Consider the following 17317-nt stretch of genomic DNA (forward strand, 5'->3'; position numbering starts at 1 on the left):
AATAAGACTCGTTAACCTTGGTTAACCCAATTTAAGCTTCACTTTTCTCAATTTTGAAATTATAAATCCAAAAAATACGATCATGAAAACTTTAATTATTTATGTACTTATTAGCATTTTTAGTACCCAGCTATTTTTCTCACAAAACTTTCAAGGCATTGCGGTATACAAAACCAAGCGTCAAGTGCAAATTAAAATGGATAGCAGTAAGGTGGATAATGAAATGAATAAAAGCATTCAGGAACAATTAAACCGTCAATTTCAAAAAGACTATACCTTAAAATTTGATGGAAAAGAATCTATTTATACCGAAAATGAAAAACTGGAAGCACCTTCAACGCAAGCTAATAAAGGGATTCAAATTAAAATATTGGGTGGAAATGATATTGTGTACAGGAATATATCCGATAAAACATTCGTAAACCAAAAGGAATTTATGGGAAAGTTTTTTTTAATCAAAGATTCATTGAAGTCAATGGATTGGAAATTGGAAAGCGAGACCAAACAAATTGGAAATTATGTTGCGTATAAAGCAACATTTACAAGGGATGTAAAAGTTAAAGAGTTTAATTCATTAGACGATGAAATTATAGAAACTACAAAGCAGAGAACCACCACAGCTTGGTACACCCCAGAGATTCCCGTAAGCATTGGCCCTGCAGGGTATTGGGGCTTACCAGGCTTGATTCTAGAGGTTCAGGAAGATAAACAGGTGTTCTTATGTACTGAAATCATTTTAAATCCTTCAGAAAAATTTAGGATAGAAGTACCTTCAAAAGGGAAAGTGGTATCTCAAGAAGAATTTAATGCCATTCAACAAGAAAAAAAAGAGGAATGGATAGAACGTAATACTGGCGGACGCACGAAAGGCGGGAATAAAATAATTTCCATTAAAACAAGTGGGAAATAGCTGAAGGTTTTAAAACCGAGCTCTAAAATGTTGAACAGAAAATTTATTTAAATGATGTCAGTTTTTTTTATTCTAATAATTCTTTCTTAACCCTTATACAGATGATAAAAAAATTCACTTAACATAAGAATTTGACAAATTTATTAGGTTACATGTAGATGCTGAAACAAGTTCAGCATGACGGTAATTCTAATTTCGGTATCATCATCATAAACTTGGCTCAGGGTCTCTATTATGTTAAAAATAAAATAATAAAGGGTGTTTTTCTCAAGCTCACCCTTATTGGAACCGGTTTAAATAGCTTTTGAGATTCTGATTCAAATTAGGAATAACATCCATAATTAATTTTCCATTCTTACTAATAGTACTTAAATATGAAATCCATTCTTTTAATTTCGGCAGTATTTCTATGTTCCTTTTTGAACGCCCAAAATGTAAAAATAGAAGGTACCGTACAAGACAGTCTGGGAAATGGGTTGGAAATGGTGAATATTATTGCCACTAAAAAGCTGGATGGCAGTATGGATAGTTATGCCATTTCCAATTTTGAAGGCAGATTTTCACTTTTATTGCCAGAAGGGAACTCATATTTATTAACAGCTTCTTATCTGGGAATGAAAGCCACCGCTGTGGAGGTCGACCTCCTAAACAATGCAGCTGTGGAACCATTGAAACTTGTTTTAAGGGAAGATGAGCAACTATTGGATGGTGTGGAGCTTGTTTATGAAATGCCGGTTGTGGTAAGAGGGGACACCATTGTTTATAATACCGATTCTTTTACTAATGGCAACGAGAGAAAGCTTGCGGATGTTTTAAAAAAACTGCCAGGAATACAGGTAGACGATGATGGCGGAATTAAAGTGGAAGGTAAAACGGTTTCAAAAGTAATGATTGATGGCAAAGATTTTTTTGATGGCGATTCTAAACTGGCAACAAAAAATATCCCAGCAGATGCCTTGAGCAAAATAGAGGTCTTAAAAAATTACAATGAGGTTAGCCAAATGCGGGGATTGGGAAATGATGAAGACAATGTCGCCATCAACATTAAATTAAAAGAAGGAAAAAAGAACTTTTGGTTTGGGGATGTAGAAGGCGGATTGGGTTATGGCGGGGAAACAAGGTATTTAGGCAGTTCAAAGTTATTTTATTACAGCCCTGAGACCAGCGTGAACTTAATTGGAAAAAGCAACAACACCGGCGATGTTCCTTTTACTTTCAGGGATTATTTTAGATTTTCGGGAGGATTTAAAAACTTTAACAGTGGCGGGGGAACTTCCTTTAATATCAATGACAGCGGACTTGGATTTCTTTTTGCGCAAAACGATCGTGCCAACGAATTGCAAAGCCATTTTGGTGCGGCCAATGCCACCCACCAATTTTCAAAAAAACTGAGTTTTAGCGCATTCATTATTTATAGTGACAATCAAACCCGGTTTATAAATCAATCCATTAAAAACTATATACTAACAGGAGCAACCGAACTCACTTCAAACAATAGTGATCAACAAAACCGTTTGGGGTTGTTAAAATTCAGCAGCGTTTATAAACCCAATGACCGCTTTCAGCTGGATTACGATATTTTTCTAAAAAATATAGATCAGACAGAAAAAGGAGGGATAATTTCTGAATTTTTCGATGAAAACGGAAGTGTGGAAAACCCTATTCAGGAGCAAAAACAGAACAAACCCTTATCTATAAATCAAAATATCAATGCCTATTATACCTTAGATGCCAATAATATTTTTGCCGGTTATTTTCAGCACTTGTACCACAATGAAGATCCATTTTATAAGGCTATTTTGGGTTTACAGCCTTTTATGTCTATTCTGCCGTTGGATGAAAATCAGGATGCCTTCAACATCAATCAAAACAGGAATATTTTAACCAGTAAATTTGATGCTAAAATCGAGTATTATCATATCATAAATAAGTTGAGCAATATCAATCTAAACCTTGGAAGCCTTCAAAGCAATCAGGAATTTAATTCTTTCATTTTTGAAATTCTGGATAACGGTAGCATAAATTATTTTGAGGATCAGGTTTTAGCAAACGATGTGAAATATAGATTTTCGGATGTTTTTTTTGGGGCAAAATATAAATTGAAAACAGGGATTTTTACGTTCACCCCGGGATTGACCTTACATAATTTCAATAGTTACCTAAACGATCAAAAAGGGGAAAGGGAAAATAATATGACCTTACTTTTGCCGAACTTTCATACAAACCTTCAATTTAGGCAGAGTGAACGTTTAACTTTTGCCTACAATATGATAGCCGATTTTACCGATATCAACAATGTTGCTGAAGGTTTTATCTTTAGTAACTATAACAGGTTGTTTAAAGGGAACAGGGATATTGAAAATGGCATTTTTCATAACCTTAACCTCAACTATTCCAATTTCAGCAGTTTTAATTTTACCAGTATTTATGGGAATATAAGCTATAGCAAAAGGATAAATGCCATTAGGAACAGCACATTTATTGAAAAAATCAATCAGATAAGCTCGGTAATAAACAGTGATTTTGTAGATGACAATTTATCGGTATCTGGAAGTTTTCAGAAAAAATTCAGAAAATTCAATGTTAATGCAGAAAGTACTCTTGCTCTAAGCACATTGAACATAGTTGTAAACGATCTAAATAAGGAATCCCGAAATTTCTCCCAAAATTACAAAGCGAGCGGGGAGACCAATTTTAAAACTTTTCCAAATTTCGAGATTGGGTATAATTTGTCCAGTAATTCCTATAATAATGGAGGGGTGAAAAGTACATATATTACCCACCGCCCGTTCGCTAATATAGAGTACAATTTCTTGAACGCTTTTAGCTTCATGGCAGATTACAGCTATTTTAATTACAGTGATTTGGCTGGTAGCATAGCGAACGAATATTCTTTTCTCAATGCCAAATTATATTATCAAAAATCGGAAAGCCCCTATGAGTTGAGCTTTAACGCCTCAAACTTGCTGAATGTTCGAACAATTAACCGAGATAGTTTTAATGAAAATTTTAATGTTACCTCACAATTTTTTGTACAACCACGTATAATAATGGTGGGGGTGAAATATAATTTATAAAAAAGGATAAATGTGTAAATATACCAATGTAATAATTTGAAAATGTACCTATTTGAAGAGTTGAAAATTTTCTGAACTTTCTCCTCTATTGCTTATTCTGCGTTCGTTTTTTATCTGAAATTCATACATCATCACATCATCACATCATCAAATCTTCACTTTTTTCAATTTCCTAGAGCCCAAAAACTTCCTTTACCCTACCTACATAATCCAATTTTTCCCAAGTAAACAGTTCCACTTTTTTGGAGATCTTACCTGAATACGGACTTTCGAAAATCTTGGTTATGGTGCGAGGTTCTTTCCCCATATGGCCATAAGCCGCAGTTTCCCTATAGATAGGGTTTCTTAACTTCAATCTGTTTTCTATACTTGCAGGGCGCATATCAAAGATTTCAGCTACTTTTTTGGCGATCTCCCCATTGGAAAGTTTCACTTTAGAGGAACCATACGTATCTACCGAGATGGAAGTTGGTTTTACAACCCCTATGGCATAAGAAACCTGAACCAAAACCTCGTCTGCTACTCCTGCTGCAACCAGATTCTTGGCAATATGTCTTGCAGCATAGGCTGCAGACCTATCTACTTTACTAGGGTCTTTTCCAGAAAATGCACCCCCACCGTGGGCTCCTTTTCCACCATAAGTATCCACGATGATCTTTCTTCCTGTAAGCCCGGAATCTCCATGAGGCCCACCAATTACAAATTTCCCGGTGGGGTTAATATGATAGGTGATCTCCTCATTGAACAATTCCTGTACATGCTGAGGGAATAGTTTTATTACACGCGGAATCAATATTTCCTTCATGTCCTTTTTGATCTTATCCAGCATGGTTTTATCATCACCGTTAAAATCGTCATGTTGCGTAGAGATCACGATAGCTTCTATGCGTTGTGGCACATTCTCATCGCTATATTCAATAGTCACCTGACTTTTGGAATCGGGTCTTAAATAAGTGATCTCTTTTTCTTCCCGGCGTAATTTTGCAAGTTCTATCAAGATCTTGTGAGAGATATCCAGGGCCAAAGGCATGTAATTTTCGGTCTCGTTGGTTGCGTAACCAAACATCATCCCTTGATCTCCTGCACCTTGTTCCTCCTTTTCACCACGATCCACCCCTTGGTTGATTTCCTGGGATTGTTCATGGATCAAAGAAATAACCCCACAAGAGTCGCCGCTAAATTTGTAGGCTCCTTTGGTATATCCAATATCGTTAATTACCTCACGGGCAATATTTTGAACGTCTATATACGTGTTGCTTTTCACTTCTCCAGCAAGTACAACTTGTCCTGTAGTCACAAGGGTTTCACAAGCAACCTTGGAATTTTCATCAAAAGCTAAAAAATTATCTAGTAAGGTATCACTGATTTGGTCAGCTATTTTATCTGGATGTCCCTCAGAAACACTCTCTGAAGTGAATAAATACGCCATTCTTGTCTTTTTAATTAGTAGATAAGGAAACTCTTTGACGGGAATTGCTAGCGAAGTTTACACTGCTTTAGCATTTTTGTAAGGGTAGCAATCAGTCAAATCAATCCCTGTAATCGTATGGGGCAAATGTATAAAATTAGATTGAATGTCGTCATTCTTTAACTTCTTTTTTAATATTTGTTTGGCGCTCCGCTTTGCCAAAAGGCTCGCGTCAGGCTTTCACGACTCGCTTCCCGATAAAAAAGTTCGGGAGAGCTCAAACAATCGCTCAATCCTTAGCGCAAAAGAAAATGATTCCTTCCGTATTATTGATATTCAGTAGGTTAGTTGAGTTTTTTAAAAATAATTGAAAATAAATTTGTTTTATAAAGGATTCTGTCGTTAAATTTGTGACATAGATTTTAATAAGATGAATCAAGTAATGTGCAATATGTGTATGATGATGTTGGGGCAACCCGCAGCGTTCACTATTGCATAAAACTTAAATTATAAGAATTGCAAAAGCCGCTGCCAACCGCAGCGGCTTTTTTTGTTTATATAATTTAACCATTGTTTGTCCGCTAAGTGTCCTATACTGAAAAAGAACGTCATTCTGTCCCGACCGTTCGGGAGTTTCAGAATCTCATTATAATGTAAATCAATTTGATATTGAGACCCTGAAATAAATTCAGGGTGACGAAAGAACAATTACGACGAATAACGGATATACATTTTAACCAAATCAAAAATTTAATATTCAAAAAATCAAGCATGATTAAAAATTTAGCAATAGCAACTATAATGGGAATGATGATGCAAATGTGTATGATGTACGCAACAAGCCGCTATCGCCAAAAAATTCAGGATGTAAATTAGTTTTATATAGTTCAATTCCTAAATCCCTCTGGCAAACTAGCCAGAGGGATTTTTTATTTCAGCAAAATCAAGATCATTCAATTTCAAAATAAACCTTTAAAATAAAAATCATGAGCACGCAACAATTTTCAACAAACGCACTGCACGCAGGTCACGATGTAACCATCAACGGAGGAACCAGAGCTGTTCCCTTGTATCAAACTACTTCTTATGTTTTTAAAAATTCAGACCATGCAGCAAATCTCTTTGCCTTGGCAGAACCGGGATTTATTTACACCAGGCTCAACAATCCCACCAACGATATTCTCGAGCAGCGTTTAGCCGCTTTGGAAGGTGGGATTGGAGCTGTGGTAACTGCTTCAGGAACTGCAGCCATTAACACCACTTTATTAACCTTGTTAAGATCTGGAGATCATATCGTGGCTTCCAGTAGTCTTTATGGAGGCACCTATAATCTTTTAAATGTAACCTTGCCAAGATTTGGGATCACCACCACTTTTGTAGATCCGTCCAATCCGGAAAACTTTCAAAAAGCAGCCCAAGAAAACACCAGGGTCTTTTTTATAGAATCTCTTGGGAACCCAAAATTGGATGTATTGGATATCAAGGCTATTTCCAAACATGCAAAATCACATAAAGTTCCTTTGATCGTGGATAACACGGTAGCAACCCCTTCACTTTTAAACCCGATCCAGCACGGGGCAGATATTGTTATTCATTCCCTTACCAAATATATCAACGGGAATGGAACTTCTCTTGGCGGGGTTATCATTGATGCCGGAAAATTTGATTGGGCCAATGGCAAATTTCCTGAATTTACAGAGCCTTCTGCGGGGTATCATGGCCTTGTGTATCATGATGCTTTAAAGGAAGCAGCCTTCATTGCCAGAGTAAGAATAGAAGGATTGCGGGATCATGGCGCGGCATTAAGTCCGTTCAATGCATTCCAGATCATTCAGGGATTGGAGACTTTGGAAATTAGGATCAAAAGACACAGTGAAAACGCTTTGGCATTGGCCAAATGGTTACAAGAACAGGAGCAGGTGAAATGGGTGAATTATCCGGGATTGGAGAGTAGTGAATATTATGAACTTGCACAGCAATATTTACCTAAAGGGCAAAGCGGGGTTGTGACCTTTGGAGTGGATGGCGGTTTTGATGCTGCGAAAGTAATTGCCGATGAGACTACTATTTTCTCCTTGCTTGCAAATATTGGGGATACCAAATCTTTGATAATTCACCCTGCCAGTACAACCCATCAACAACTGGATGATGAACAACAGGAATCTACCGGAGTTACCAAAGATCTCATCAGGCTTTCTGTAGGATTGGAGGATCTGGAGGACCTGAAGACCGATCTAAAACAAGCATTTTCCAAGATTGGTAAAAAGGTTTTAAAATAATTGGTCGATTTAGGAAGGCAATTGGAATGAGCAAATCCTCATGCGTGATTTCCGATTGCTCTTTATAATCCCTCATTGAGGGTTTAATTACCCGTGGGCTTGCCTCTCATATAAAAAATGTTTTCCAATTCTTACCTCATGGCTTATTTAGAGGTTCTTGATATAATAAAAATGTAAAAATAGATAGAAAATGCTTCAAAAGATAAAAATCTCAAATTTCAAGAACAGTGCGGGAACCATTCAGGAGCTCCAATTAACCTATCAAATTTTTGGTAGGGAATTAGGAACTGCGCCGATAGTTCTGGTGAATCATGCGCTTACGGGAAATTCAGCAGTAACAGGGAAAAATGGCTGGTGGAAAGAAATAATTGGAATTGATAAAAGTATCGATCTTAAAGACTATACCGTTCTGGCATTTAATATTCCGGGGAATGGTTTTGATGGAGAGGAGTCTCATTTATTATTAAATTATAAAGATTTCAACCTAAGGGATATTGCTAAACTTTATTCTGAAGCATTAAAACAATTAGGGGTCTCTAAAATATTTGCAGGAATTGGAGGGTCTGTTGGGGGAGCACTCTTATGGGAGCAGGCAGTTTTAGATCCAGATCTTTTTGAACATTTAATTCCCATTGCAACAGATTATAAAGCAACTCCGTGGGTGAAGGCACAATGTAAGGTGCAGGAACAGATTTTAAATAATTCTGTAAGTCCTGTTGCAGATGCCAGAATGCATGCAATGACAATTTATAGAAGTCCGGAATCTTTCGTCTTTAAATTTGCTTCAAGTCAAAACCATAAAAGCGGAAATATTGAAGGCTGGTTGGAACATCATGGTAAAAAATTGGAAAACAGGTTTCAATTGGCATCCTACAAACTAATGAATCATTTGCTTTCTACATCAGATATAAGCCTGGGGCGTGGAGATCACTTAAATTCCGCATCAAAAATCACAGGAGACATACATATTATCACCATAAATTCTGATGGCTTGTTTACACCCAGTGAGAATTGGGATACTTATGTAAATCTGTCCCTTATCAAAGAAAACATAAGCATCCATGAAATTAGATCCATCCATGGGCATGATGCTTTTCTAATTGAGAATTCTCAAGTAGCATCCTTTATAAACCCAATCTTCAACGCAGGTAACAAACAAAATGAAAAAAATAAACATAGTTCTATTCGGAGTAGGTAATGTAGGGAGTTCCTTAATAAATCAGATATTGAAAGCCCGATCCAAAATTTTAAATTCCTCTCAATTAGAGATCAACCTTGTGGTTTTGGTAAATTCTAAAATCGCTTTTTATAACCATGACACATTAAAAAATTCATGGCTGGCAGATTTTAAAGCCCATGGATACCCTTATAAATTGTCACATATTATAAATCATGTCAAAAAAGAGAAACTCACCAATCTAATTGCCGTAGATGCAACTGCAAGCGAGAAGTTTGTAAAGAATTATAAGGAATTAATAAGAAACGGATTTCATATAGTGGCCGCCAATAAAACCGCTAACACGCTCTCTGATATTTTTTATAAGGAATTGAGGGGAGAGTTGAAAAAATATGACAAACAATTCTTATATGAAACCAATGTTGGAGCTGGGTTACCGGTAATTAAAACCTTACAGGATCTCCATTTGGCTGGGGAGGAAGTAACCAGAATAAGAGGGATCTTCTCGGGGTCTTTAAGTTATATTTTCAATACTTTTTCTAGTAATAATAGAACATTTTCTGAAGTTTTGGACGAGGCAAGAAAGAAAGGCCTTACTGAGCCAGATCCCAGAATAGATCTTTCAGGAAAAGATGTGGGCAGAAAATTGTTGATCCTTGCCCGAGAGATTAATATCATTAAAGAACTTTCTGAAGTTAAGATAGAAAACCTGGTTCCCAATCATTTAAATGGAAAAAGTCCTATTTCCCATTTTATCGAAAATCAACATGACTTAAACTTAAATTTTGAAGAGCGGAAATCGAAATTGGAGTCGGATGAGGTGTTAAGGCATATTGGGGAATTGGATGTAGCCAGTGGGGAATTAGCAGTTAAGTTGGTAACAGAAAAAAGAAGTTCTCCCTTTGGAAGCTTACAGGAAGCTGATGCTTCCTTTGAAATTTACACAAAATCCTATGGGAATAGACCAATTGTTATACAAGGCGCGGGCGCGGGTGCTACGGTGACTTCAAGAGGGGTACTGTCGGATATAATAAAGATTTCAGAAAAACTTGAATGCATATAAAACACTAAAAATGAAAGATACAAATATAGAAACTACGGTTGTTAGGACACAGGTAGAAAGAACCCAATATTTAGAACATTCGGTTCCTTTGTACTTAACTTCAAGCTATGTTTTTGAAGATTCAGAAGATATGCGCGCATCTTTTGCAGAAGAGAAAGAGCGAAATATTTATAGTAGATATTCAAATCCAAACACCTCAGAGTTTATAGATAAAATGGTATTAATGGAAAAAGCTGAAGCCGGATTTGCTTTTGCTTCGGGCATGGCAGCAGTGTTTTCCAGTTTGGCGGCCTTATTAAATAGCGGGGACCATATTGTAGCCTGTAAATCTTTATTTGGGTCTACCCACGGATTGTTTAATCACTATTTTCCCAAATGGAACATTTCTCATAGTTATTTTAAGATTGATGAACTGGATTCTATTGAAAATCTTATAAAACCAGAAACTAAAATTTTGTTTGCAGAATCCCCTACAAATCCCGGAGTGGATATTTTGGATCTGGAAAAATTGGGGGAAATTGCCAGGAAACATGACCTCATCTTAATTATAGATAATTGCTTCGCAACACCCTACCTTCAAAATCCGATAGTGTATGGGGCAGATCTGGTTATTCACTCGGCAACAAAATTAATAGATGGTCAGGGCAGGGTCTTGGGTGGGGTTACAGTGGGAAGCGCAGACCTTATTAAAGAAATATACTTGTTTTCAAGAAATACCGGCCCCTCGATGTCTCCCTTTAATGCATGGATATTATCGAAAAGTTTGGAAACCTTGCCGGTGCGTCTGGAACAGCATTGTAAAAACGCGCTTAAAGTCGCCAAGTTCCTTGAAAAACAGTCTGCAATTACAAGCGTGAAATATCCATTTTTAAAGTCCCATCCCCAATACAAGCTTGCCAAAAAGCAAATGAAACTGGGTGGAAATGTCATAGCCTTTGAAATTAAAAAAGGACTTGAAGCTGGAAGAAAATTTATAGATTCCGTTAAACTTTGCTCAATATCTGCAAATCTGGGAGATACCAGAACTATATTAACCCACCCCGCATCTACCACGCATAGCAAACTATCTAAAACAGATCGACTGGAATCTGGGATTACCGATGGACTCATAAGAATTTCGGTAGGTTTGGAGCATGTGGATGATATTATAAAAGATCTTGAACAAGCTTTGGCAGCAGGAGAAAATTTTTAAAAACCATCAAAAATATAGATGAAATATTTTCAACTTTGTCTTGGTTTATAACTTGTTGTATCCTTAACTTTGTTTTTTAAACAAGACAATGGATAAAGTGATTCGTAATATGTATAAGTTAATGTGGGAAGCCCCTACAGCAGCTGCATTCGCGTAAAACTTAAAATATAAGAATTACAAAAAGCCGCTGCCAACACAGCGGCTTTTTTGTATTTAAAATTTAAAGGAAGCAACCTGAGATCTAATTAAAGATTTAGATTTCGAAATGCTAACAATAATAAAAGTAAAATGCTGTTAAGTTCAGTTCATAAGAAGGCAAATGAATTTAATGGCAGTAAAAATCAATAGTTGAATGCATTGCATTATAATATACAGCTCAAGGGGACTTTTTAAGTTGAATAGAAGGAGGAGACTAAAAATTGAGAAAACCTTTTGATATTATAAGCCCAATTGGCTGAGTTTTTGAAAAGGGCATTTATCTGTTAAAAAAAAGAATTATGAAAAAGATTCATATAGTACTGTTCGGGGTAGGGAATGTTGGAAGTGCCTTGATCGACCAAATCTTGGAAGGAAGGGATTTGCTTAAGAAAAACTCAAAAGTGGAATTAAATATTCCAATTGTAGCTAATTCTACTAAGGCATTTTTTGAAGAAAAGTGTGTGCGCCCATCCTGGGGAACAGATCTAAAATACTTCGGAGTCCAATATAATATAGATAAGATCCTTGGGTATATAAAAAAAGAAGGATTTAAGAAAGTGATCGTGGTCGATGCTACGGCCAGTGATGAATTTGTCGAAAATTATTCCACATTCATCAAAAATGGCTTTGATATAGTTGCCTCGAATAAATCGGCGAATATGGGATCCACCTATTTTTATAATAACCTAAGAAGGGATTTAAACAAATACAACAAGCAGTTTTTGTATGAAACCAATGTTGGTGCAGGATTACCTATAATCGAAACCTTACAGGGATTACATGCTTCCGGAGAAAAAGTAACGAAAGTGAGAGGAGTATTTTCAGGATCTATGAGTTATATCTTTAATGAATTTTCCAAGCAAAATAAAATGTTTGCTTCCTTATTGGAGGAGGCTGGAATTCTTGGGCTTACAGAGCGTGACCCCAGAATTGACCTTTCTGGAATCGATGTAGCCGGGAAACTGCTCATTCTGGCAAGGGAGCTCCAGCTTAAGAAGGAGTTAACAGATGTTAAGATAGAAAACCTTGTGCCCAAACATTTAAGCAGGTTTAGTTCTTTGACTTATTTCAAGAATAACCTAAGTGATCTCAATATAGAATTCGATGAGTTAAAAGAGGGATTGAAGCCAGGTGAGGTGTTAAGGCATATTGGCGAACTGAATGTGCAATCTGGAAGCTTAGAGGTGAAATTAGTAAGGGAGAACGAAAATTCTGCGATAGGAAGATTAAAAAACACCGATGCTTCTTTCGAGATTTTCACAGAATCCAATGGGGACCATCCTATAATTATCCAAGGAGCTGGGGCTGGATCGGCAGTTGCAGCTAGAGGAGTTCTGGCCGATATTACAAAGTTGGCAGTTAAATATTAGCGTCCCGACCTACTAGGACATCGCTATGAGTGAGAAATACAGGTAGTCCCCTAATACATATAAAAAATGAATTAGGGGACTATTTATTTTTATAGGTTATATGATAAATTTTGGGCAGGAGAATTTAAAGAAATTATTTATCTATATTCGCTAAATGCTTTCAAAAAAGACGAAATACGGCATTAAAGCTTTATCCTATCTCGCCAAAAGGACAGGTAAGTCACCTGTTCAGGCCGCGGAGATCGCGAGAAGTGAAAATATCTCTCCTAAATTTTTAGAAAGTATCTTATTAAACTTGCGCAAGTCTGGCTTTCTGGGTTCCAAAAAAGGAAAGGGAGGAGGTTATTATTTGATAAAAGATCCAACGGAAATTCAAATGAAAACAGTAATTCGTGTTTTAGAAGGCCCTATTGCTATGCTTCCCTGTGTTAGTTTGAATTATTATGAAAAATGCGATGACTGTCCAGATGAGCTTACTTGTTCTGTTCATATACTGATGATAGAGGTAAGAGACAGTACACTTAAAGTGTTAAGTGAAAAAACCTTAGCAGATCTTTGCTGATTATCATCTTCTAGCATCTCTTAAATAGCAGATAAATACTGTTAAAATTTAATTTTAACACCAAATTACTGGCACATATCAAAACTAGAGTCTATATTTGCTTAATAACCCACTAAACCTATAGGTTTATGGGTTTAAGTAAAAAATAAAGATGTTAATGCTGTTGGACCAAGTTAAGAAAAGCAAGTATAAACAGGATAAGGGTGCCGAGAAACCTTTACGGAGCATGTTTAAAGCTATTAGTTGGAGGGTTGTGGGAACCCTTGATACTATAGGTATCTCTTGGATCTTAACTGGAGAGATAAAAACCGCGCTTGCAATTGGGTCGGTAGAATTGGTGACAAAGATGCTGCTTTATTTTGGGCATGAGAGAATATGGGATAGGATAAATTATGGGAGACAATAATTATGAAAAATTATTCACAAAGCGAGTTAAAGATACTCAATCAACAATTTAAGGGAATTAGTCCATCAGAAATAATCCAATGGGCCGTGGAAAGAAGTGAGCGTCCAGTAGTAACCACAAATTTCAAGCCTTATGAAGCCGCCATTTTAAATGCATGTGTTAAGATTGACCCTAAAATGACGGTTGTTTGGTGCGATTCAGGATATAATAGTCCTCAAACATATCTTCACGCAAGATCTGTAATTGAAGAGCTAAATTTGAATGTGAAGATTTATTCCCCTCTACAAACAGCAGCTTATAGAGATGCGCTTTTTGGAGGCATACCTCAAATTGGCAGTCCTTTACACGATGAGTTTACCCGTCAAATACAATTAGAGCCTTTTCAGCGAGCAATGACAGAGCAATGACCAGATGTTTGTTTTACTAATCTTAGAAAAGGTCAAACGGCATTTAGTAATAACATACAAATTCTAAACTACAGTAAAGATGGCGTTTTAAAGGTTAGTCCGTTCTGTCATTGGACCAATGAGCAAATGGATAGATACCTGTTACAGGAAAATTCACCTAACAAATTTAAATATATTGATTCCACAAGAGTGCTCGGAAATAGAGAGTGGAGTTTACAAGCTTAAAAATTGAACAATGATTAATACCATTTCTATAAAATCATGTTATATGTGTATGGGCAATAAACCTTACACCTAAAAGCTATTTCTATAAGTTTATTTATAAGAGTCCTTTTAAGTGTTTCACTTTAAAGGACTTTTTTCATTTTAAAAATTACTATCCATGCAAAGTTTTAGAACAGAACTGGAAAATCCACTCGTACAAAAGGATATTCTGGATTTAGAAAAAAAGATCAGGTTATTTCGAGAAGGAAAAGCCGATGAAGAAAAATTTAGAAGTCTAAGGCTGGCGCGTGGTGTATATGGCCAACGTCAGGCGGGAGTTCAAATGGTGAGAATAAAACTGCCATTTGGGAAAGTGACTTCAGAACAACTTCACAGAATAGCTGATGTTTCCGATGAATATTCCACAGGAAGGTTACACATTACCACAAGGCAGGATATCCAGATACATTATGTTAGTTTGGATAGAACTCCGGAACTTTGGTCTCAACTTGAAAAAGATGACATCACATTGCGTGAAGCCTGTGGAAATACGGTAAGAAATATCACCGCGTCCCCCACGGCAGGAATAGATATAAATGAGCCTTTTGATGTTTCCCCCTATGCTCATGCTATGTTCCAGTTCTTTTTAAGAAACCCTATTTGTCAGGAAATGGGTAGAAAGTTCAAGATCTCTTTTTCATCTTCAGAAGAAGATACGGCCTTAAGTTTTATCCATGATCTTGGTTTTATAGCTAAAACAGAGAATGGGAAACGCGGTTTTAAGGTGATGCTTGGTGGCGGATTGGGATCTCAGCCTAGACATGCCGATGTGCTATACGAATTTATTGAAACCGAAAATATCATAGAACTTACTGAATCTGTACTACGGGTTTTTGATAGATATGGAGAGCGAGCAAAACGTCTAAAAGCCAGAATGAAATTCTTGATCAAGGATATTGGTAAAGAGGCTTTTATGGAATTGGTAGCAGCACAAAAAACTGCGTTATCAGGAGAAAAGGTGGAATTTGAACTTGCAGCCTTTGAAACCGGGCCAGAGTTACAAGATGTGGAAATCCCTTCTGTGGTCATAAAAGATCAAAAGGCATATGATACTTGGAAATCCATAAATCTACAAGCTCAAAAACAAGAAGGATTGTACGCCATTGGAATTCGGGTTCCATTAGGCGATTTTTATACCGGTGCCGCAAGGAAACTGGCAGATCTTATTAAAAAATATGCAGGGAATGAACTAAGGTTCACGCTACGGCAGGATATTCTACTTAGGCATGTACGAAAAGATTTGTTGCCTTTCTTTTATGCTGAATTAAAGGAATTGGGTTTTGCCGAACCAGGTTATAATAAAACGATAGATATCACTGCCTGCCCAGGCACAGATACCTGTAATCTTGGAATAGCTAGTAGTACGGGAATTGCAGATGTATTGGAAGATGTAATTAAAGAGGAGTATCCGCAATATATCAACGGGAAGGATATCACCATCAAAATTAGCGGTTGTATGAATGCGTGTGGGCAGCATAATATGGCTGAAATAGGTTTTCAAGGCATGTCTATAAAAGTAGATAATAGCGTTGCTCCCGCATTGCAGGTTCTTTTAGGGGGGGGAGTTCTTGGAAATGGAAAGGGACGCTTTTCAGATAAAATAATAAAAATTCCAAGTAAACGTGGTCCCCAAGCTTTGCGTGTCCTCTTAAATGACTTTGAGAAAGCATCTTTAGCTAATGAAAAATTCATCGATTATTATGACAGGCAAGGGAAAAAATATTTCTATGACCTTTTGAAGGAGTTGTCGGAAATTTCCAATATCACAGAAAACGAGTTTGTAGACTGGGGACACGAGAAACCTTATATACAAGCTGTTGGGGTAGGAGAATGTGCCGGCGTAATTATAGATCTTATAGCCACGTTGCTTTTTGAAAGTGAAGAGAAAATTGATAATTCAAAAAGTGCAATAAAAAGAAAGGCCTGGGCAGATAGCATCTATCATTCCTATACTTCCATAGTGAATTCGGCTAAAGCTTTATTGTTATCAGATGATGTTTCAACCAACACACAGGCCGGGATCATTGCCCAGTTCGATGAGCTATTTGTACAAACCCAAAAGATCTCTCTTTCTACTTCTTTCAAGGAATTTGCATTTCAGCTAAATGAAAACGCACCCACAGAAGAATTTGCAAAACAATATTTAAAAGACGCGCAGCTGTTCCTTAAGAAGGCAGATGCCTATAGAACAAAGGAGGTACAACATGTATAACATACCAAAATTAAGTGTAGTTGGTGCAGGGCCGGGAGATCCTGAGTTGATCACAATTAAAGCAGTGAAAATCCTACAATCTGCTCAGGTTGTATTGTATGACGCACTTATAAACCGAGAACTGTTGGAATATGCACCACAAGCCAAGCATATTTTTGTTGGAAAACGCAAAGATAAACATAGGTACAGTCAGGATGAGATCAATGAATTGATCGTGAAATATGCTTTAGAATATGGTCACGTGGTAAGATTAAAAGGGGGAGATCCATTCATTTTTGGAAGAGGGTCTGAAGAAATCGATTATGCCAGAAGTAAAGGTCTGGAAACGGCTGTAGTTTCGGGGATTACTTCTTCTATAGCCGTTCCGGCAAATGTGGGAATTCCTTTGACCAAGCGTGGTGTTTCCGAAAGTTTCTGGGTGATCACGGGAACCACATCCAAGCGAAAACTCTCTACCGACGTAAAACTTGCTGCACAATCTACAGCCACTGTTGTGATCTTAATGGGAATGGCAAAGCTATCAGAAATTGTGGAGATATTTTGTGGTCTAGGAAAACAAGATGTACCGGTTGGGGTTATTCAAAACGGCACCACTTTAAACGAAAAATTCGGTTTTGGGAGTATAAAGGATATTGAAAAAGTAGTGGAAAATAAACAATTAACCGCTCCGGCTATTATTGTAATTGGTGAGGTGGTAAAGGAAAGTCATTATCTGCAAGCCGTAGCTCAAAATTTTCAAGCCTTTCCAAAGACTTCCAAGGTAAGAATTGCTCAAATAGATGCTGCTTAATT

Annotated in this window: 13 protein-coding genes; 12 read left to right on the forward strand and 1 reads right to left on the reverse strand. The window is 36.9% G+C overall.

Annotation, left to right across the window (positions count from 1 at the left end; translation table 11 throughout):
- Positions 1-82 precede the first annotated feature (82 nt).
- A complete protein-coding gene (locus JM83_RS10925; RefSeq protein ID WP_144962033.1) occupies positions 83-910 on the forward strand; it encodes a GLPGLI family protein in 828 nt (275 codons plus the stop codon).
- Between the two features lie 374 nt (positions 911-1284).
- Entirely contained in the window at positions 1285-3987 is a 2703-nt protein-coding gene (locus tag JM83_RS10930) for a TonB-dependent receptor (protein WP_144962035.1), read from the forward strand.
- 172 nt (positions 3988-4159) lie between these two features.
- Here JM83_RS10930 and metK read toward each other — a convergent pair whose 3' ends face one another.
- Positions 4160-5416, reverse strand: a complete 1257-nt coding sequence (metK, locus tag JM83_RS10935) for a methionine adenosyltransferase (RefSeq protein WP_144962037.1) — start codon at positions 5414-5416, stop codon at positions 4160-4162.
- A gap of 965 nt (positions 5417-6381) precedes the next feature.
- Here metK and JM83_RS10940 point away from each other — a divergent pair.
- The 10 genes from JM83_RS10940 to cobA all read left to right on the forward strand — a co-directional run bounded on the left by JM83_RS10940 (position 6382) and on the right by cobA (position 17315).
- Positions 6382-7674 (forward strand): O-acetylhomoserine aminocarboxypropyltransferase/cysteine synthase family protein, encoded by a 1293-nt coding sequence (locus JM83_RS10940; RefSeq protein ID WP_144962039.1) that lies wholly within the window; start codon positions 6382-6384, stop codon positions 7672-7674.
- Between the two features lie 190 nt (positions 7675-7864).
- Positions 7865-8872 carry an alpha/beta fold hydrolase gene (locus tag JM83_RS10945; RefSeq protein ID WP_144962041.1) on the forward strand — a complete coding sequence of 336 codons (1008 nt, stop codon included), beginning with the start codon at positions 7865-7867 and terminating at the stop codon, positions 8870-8872.
- Entirely contained in the window at positions 8835-9914 is a 1080-nt protein-coding gene (locus JM83_RS10950) for an aspartate kinase (protein ID WP_144962043.1), read from the forward strand. Before JM83_RS10945 ends, JM83_RS10950 begins: the two co-directional genes overlap by 38 nt.
- A 10-nt stretch (positions 9915-9924) precedes the next feature.
- Positions 9925-11106 (forward strand): trans-sulfuration enzyme family protein, encoded by a 1182-nt coding sequence (locus JM83_RS10955; protein ID WP_144962045.1) that lies wholly within the window; start codon positions 9925-9927, stop codon positions 11104-11106.
- A gap of 497 nt (positions 11107-11603) precedes the next feature.
- Positions 11604-12674: an aspartate kinase gene (locus tag JM83_RS10960; RefSeq protein ID WP_144962047.1), complete on the forward strand. Its 1071-nt coding sequence runs from the start codon at positions 11604-11606 to the stop codon at positions 12672-12674.
- A gap of 154 nt (positions 12675-12828) precedes the next feature.
- Positions 12829-13236 carry an RrF2 family transcriptional regulator gene (locus JM83_RS10965; protein WP_144962049.1) on the forward strand — a complete coding sequence of 136 codons (408 nt, stop codon included), beginning with the start codon at positions 12829-12831 and terminating at the stop codon, positions 13234-13236.
- A gap of 151 nt (positions 13237-13387) precedes the next feature.
- The gene (locus JM83_RS10970) at positions 13388-13642 is read left to right on the forward strand and encodes a DUF2061 domain-containing protein (RefSeq protein WP_409994695.1); all 255 of its coding nucleotides are present in this window, start codon (positions 13388-13390) and stop codon (positions 13640-13642) included.
- Positions 13643-13644: 2 nt separating this feature from the next.
- Positions 13645-14049: a phosphoadenosine phosphosulfate reductase family protein gene (locus JM83_RS19725; protein ID WP_315897849.1), complete on the forward strand. Its 405-nt coding sequence runs from the start codon at positions 13645-13647 to the stop codon at positions 14047-14049.
- 382 nt (positions 14050-14431) lie between these two features.
- Positions 14432-16525, forward strand: a complete 2094-nt coding sequence (locus JM83_RS10980) for a HEPN domain-containing protein (RefSeq protein ID WP_144962051.1) — start codon at positions 14432-14434, stop codon at positions 16523-16525.
- A complete protein-coding gene (gene cobA, locus JM83_RS10985; protein ID WP_409994696.1) occupies positions 16491-17315 on the forward strand; it encodes a uroporphyrinogen-III C-methyltransferase in 825 nt (274 codons plus the stop codon). Before JM83_RS10980 ends, cobA begins: the two co-directional genes overlap by 35 nt.
- Positions 17316-17317 lie beyond the last annotated feature (2 nt).

Source organism: Gillisia sp. Hel_I_86, from assembly GCF_007827275.1.
Lineage (GTDB): Bacteria > Bacteroidota > Bacteroidia > Flavobacteriales > Flavobacteriaceae > Gillisia.

What these genes read in the sequence shown, in the direction of transcription:
- JM83_RS10925 (WP_144962033.1), top strand. Translation starts at nt 83, where the DNA reads ATGAAAACTTTAATTATTTATGTACTTATTAGCATTTTTAGTACCCAG.
- JM83_RS10930 (WP_144962035.1), top strand. Translation starts at nt 1,285, where the DNA reads ATGAAATCCATTCTTTTAATTTCGGCAGTATTTCTATGTTCCTTTTTG.
- metK (WP_144962037.1), bottom strand. Translation starts at nt 5,416, where the DNA reads ATGGCGTATTTATTCACTTCAGAGAGTGTTTCTGAGGGACATCCAGAT.
- JM83_RS10940 (WP_144962039.1), top strand. Translation starts at nt 6,382, where the DNA reads ATGAGCACGCAACAATTTTCAACAAACGCACTGCACGCAGGTCACGAT.
- JM83_RS10945 (WP_144962041.1), top strand. Translation starts at nt 7,865, where the DNA reads ATGCTTCAAAAGATAAAAATCTCAAATTTCAAGAACAGTGCGGGAACC.
- JM83_RS10950 (WP_144962043.1), top strand. Translation starts at nt 8,835, where the DNA reads ATGAAAAAAATAAACATAGTTCTATTCGGAGTAGGTAATGTAGGGAGT.
- JM83_RS10955 (WP_144962045.1), top strand. Translation starts at nt 9,925, where the DNA reads ATGAAAGATACAAATATAGAAACTACGGTTGTTAGGACACAGGTAGAA.
- JM83_RS10960 (WP_144962047.1), top strand. Translation starts at nt 11,604, where the DNA reads ATGAAAAAGATTCATATAGTACTGTTCGGGGTAGGGAATGTTGGAAGT.
- JM83_RS10965 (WP_144962049.1), top strand. Translation starts at nt 12,829, where the DNA reads ATGCTTTCAAAAAAGACGAAATACGGCATTAAAGCTTTATCCTATCTC.
- JM83_RS10970 (WP_409994695.1), top strand. Translation starts at nt 13,388, where the DNA reads ATGTTAATGCTGTTGGACCAAGTTAAGAAAAGCAAGTATAAACAGGAT.
- JM83_RS19725 (WP_315897849.1), top strand. Translation starts at nt 13,645, where the DNA reads ATGAAAAATTATTCACAAAGCGAGTTAAAGATACTCAATCAACAATTT.
- JM83_RS10980 (WP_144962051.1), top strand. Translation starts at nt 14,432, where the DNA reads ATGCAAAGTTTTAGAACAGAACTGGAAAATCCACTCGTACAAAAGGAT.
- cobA (WP_409994696.1), top strand. Translation starts at nt 16,491, where the DNA reads ATGCCTATAGAACAAAGGAGGTACAACATGTATAACATACCAAAATTA.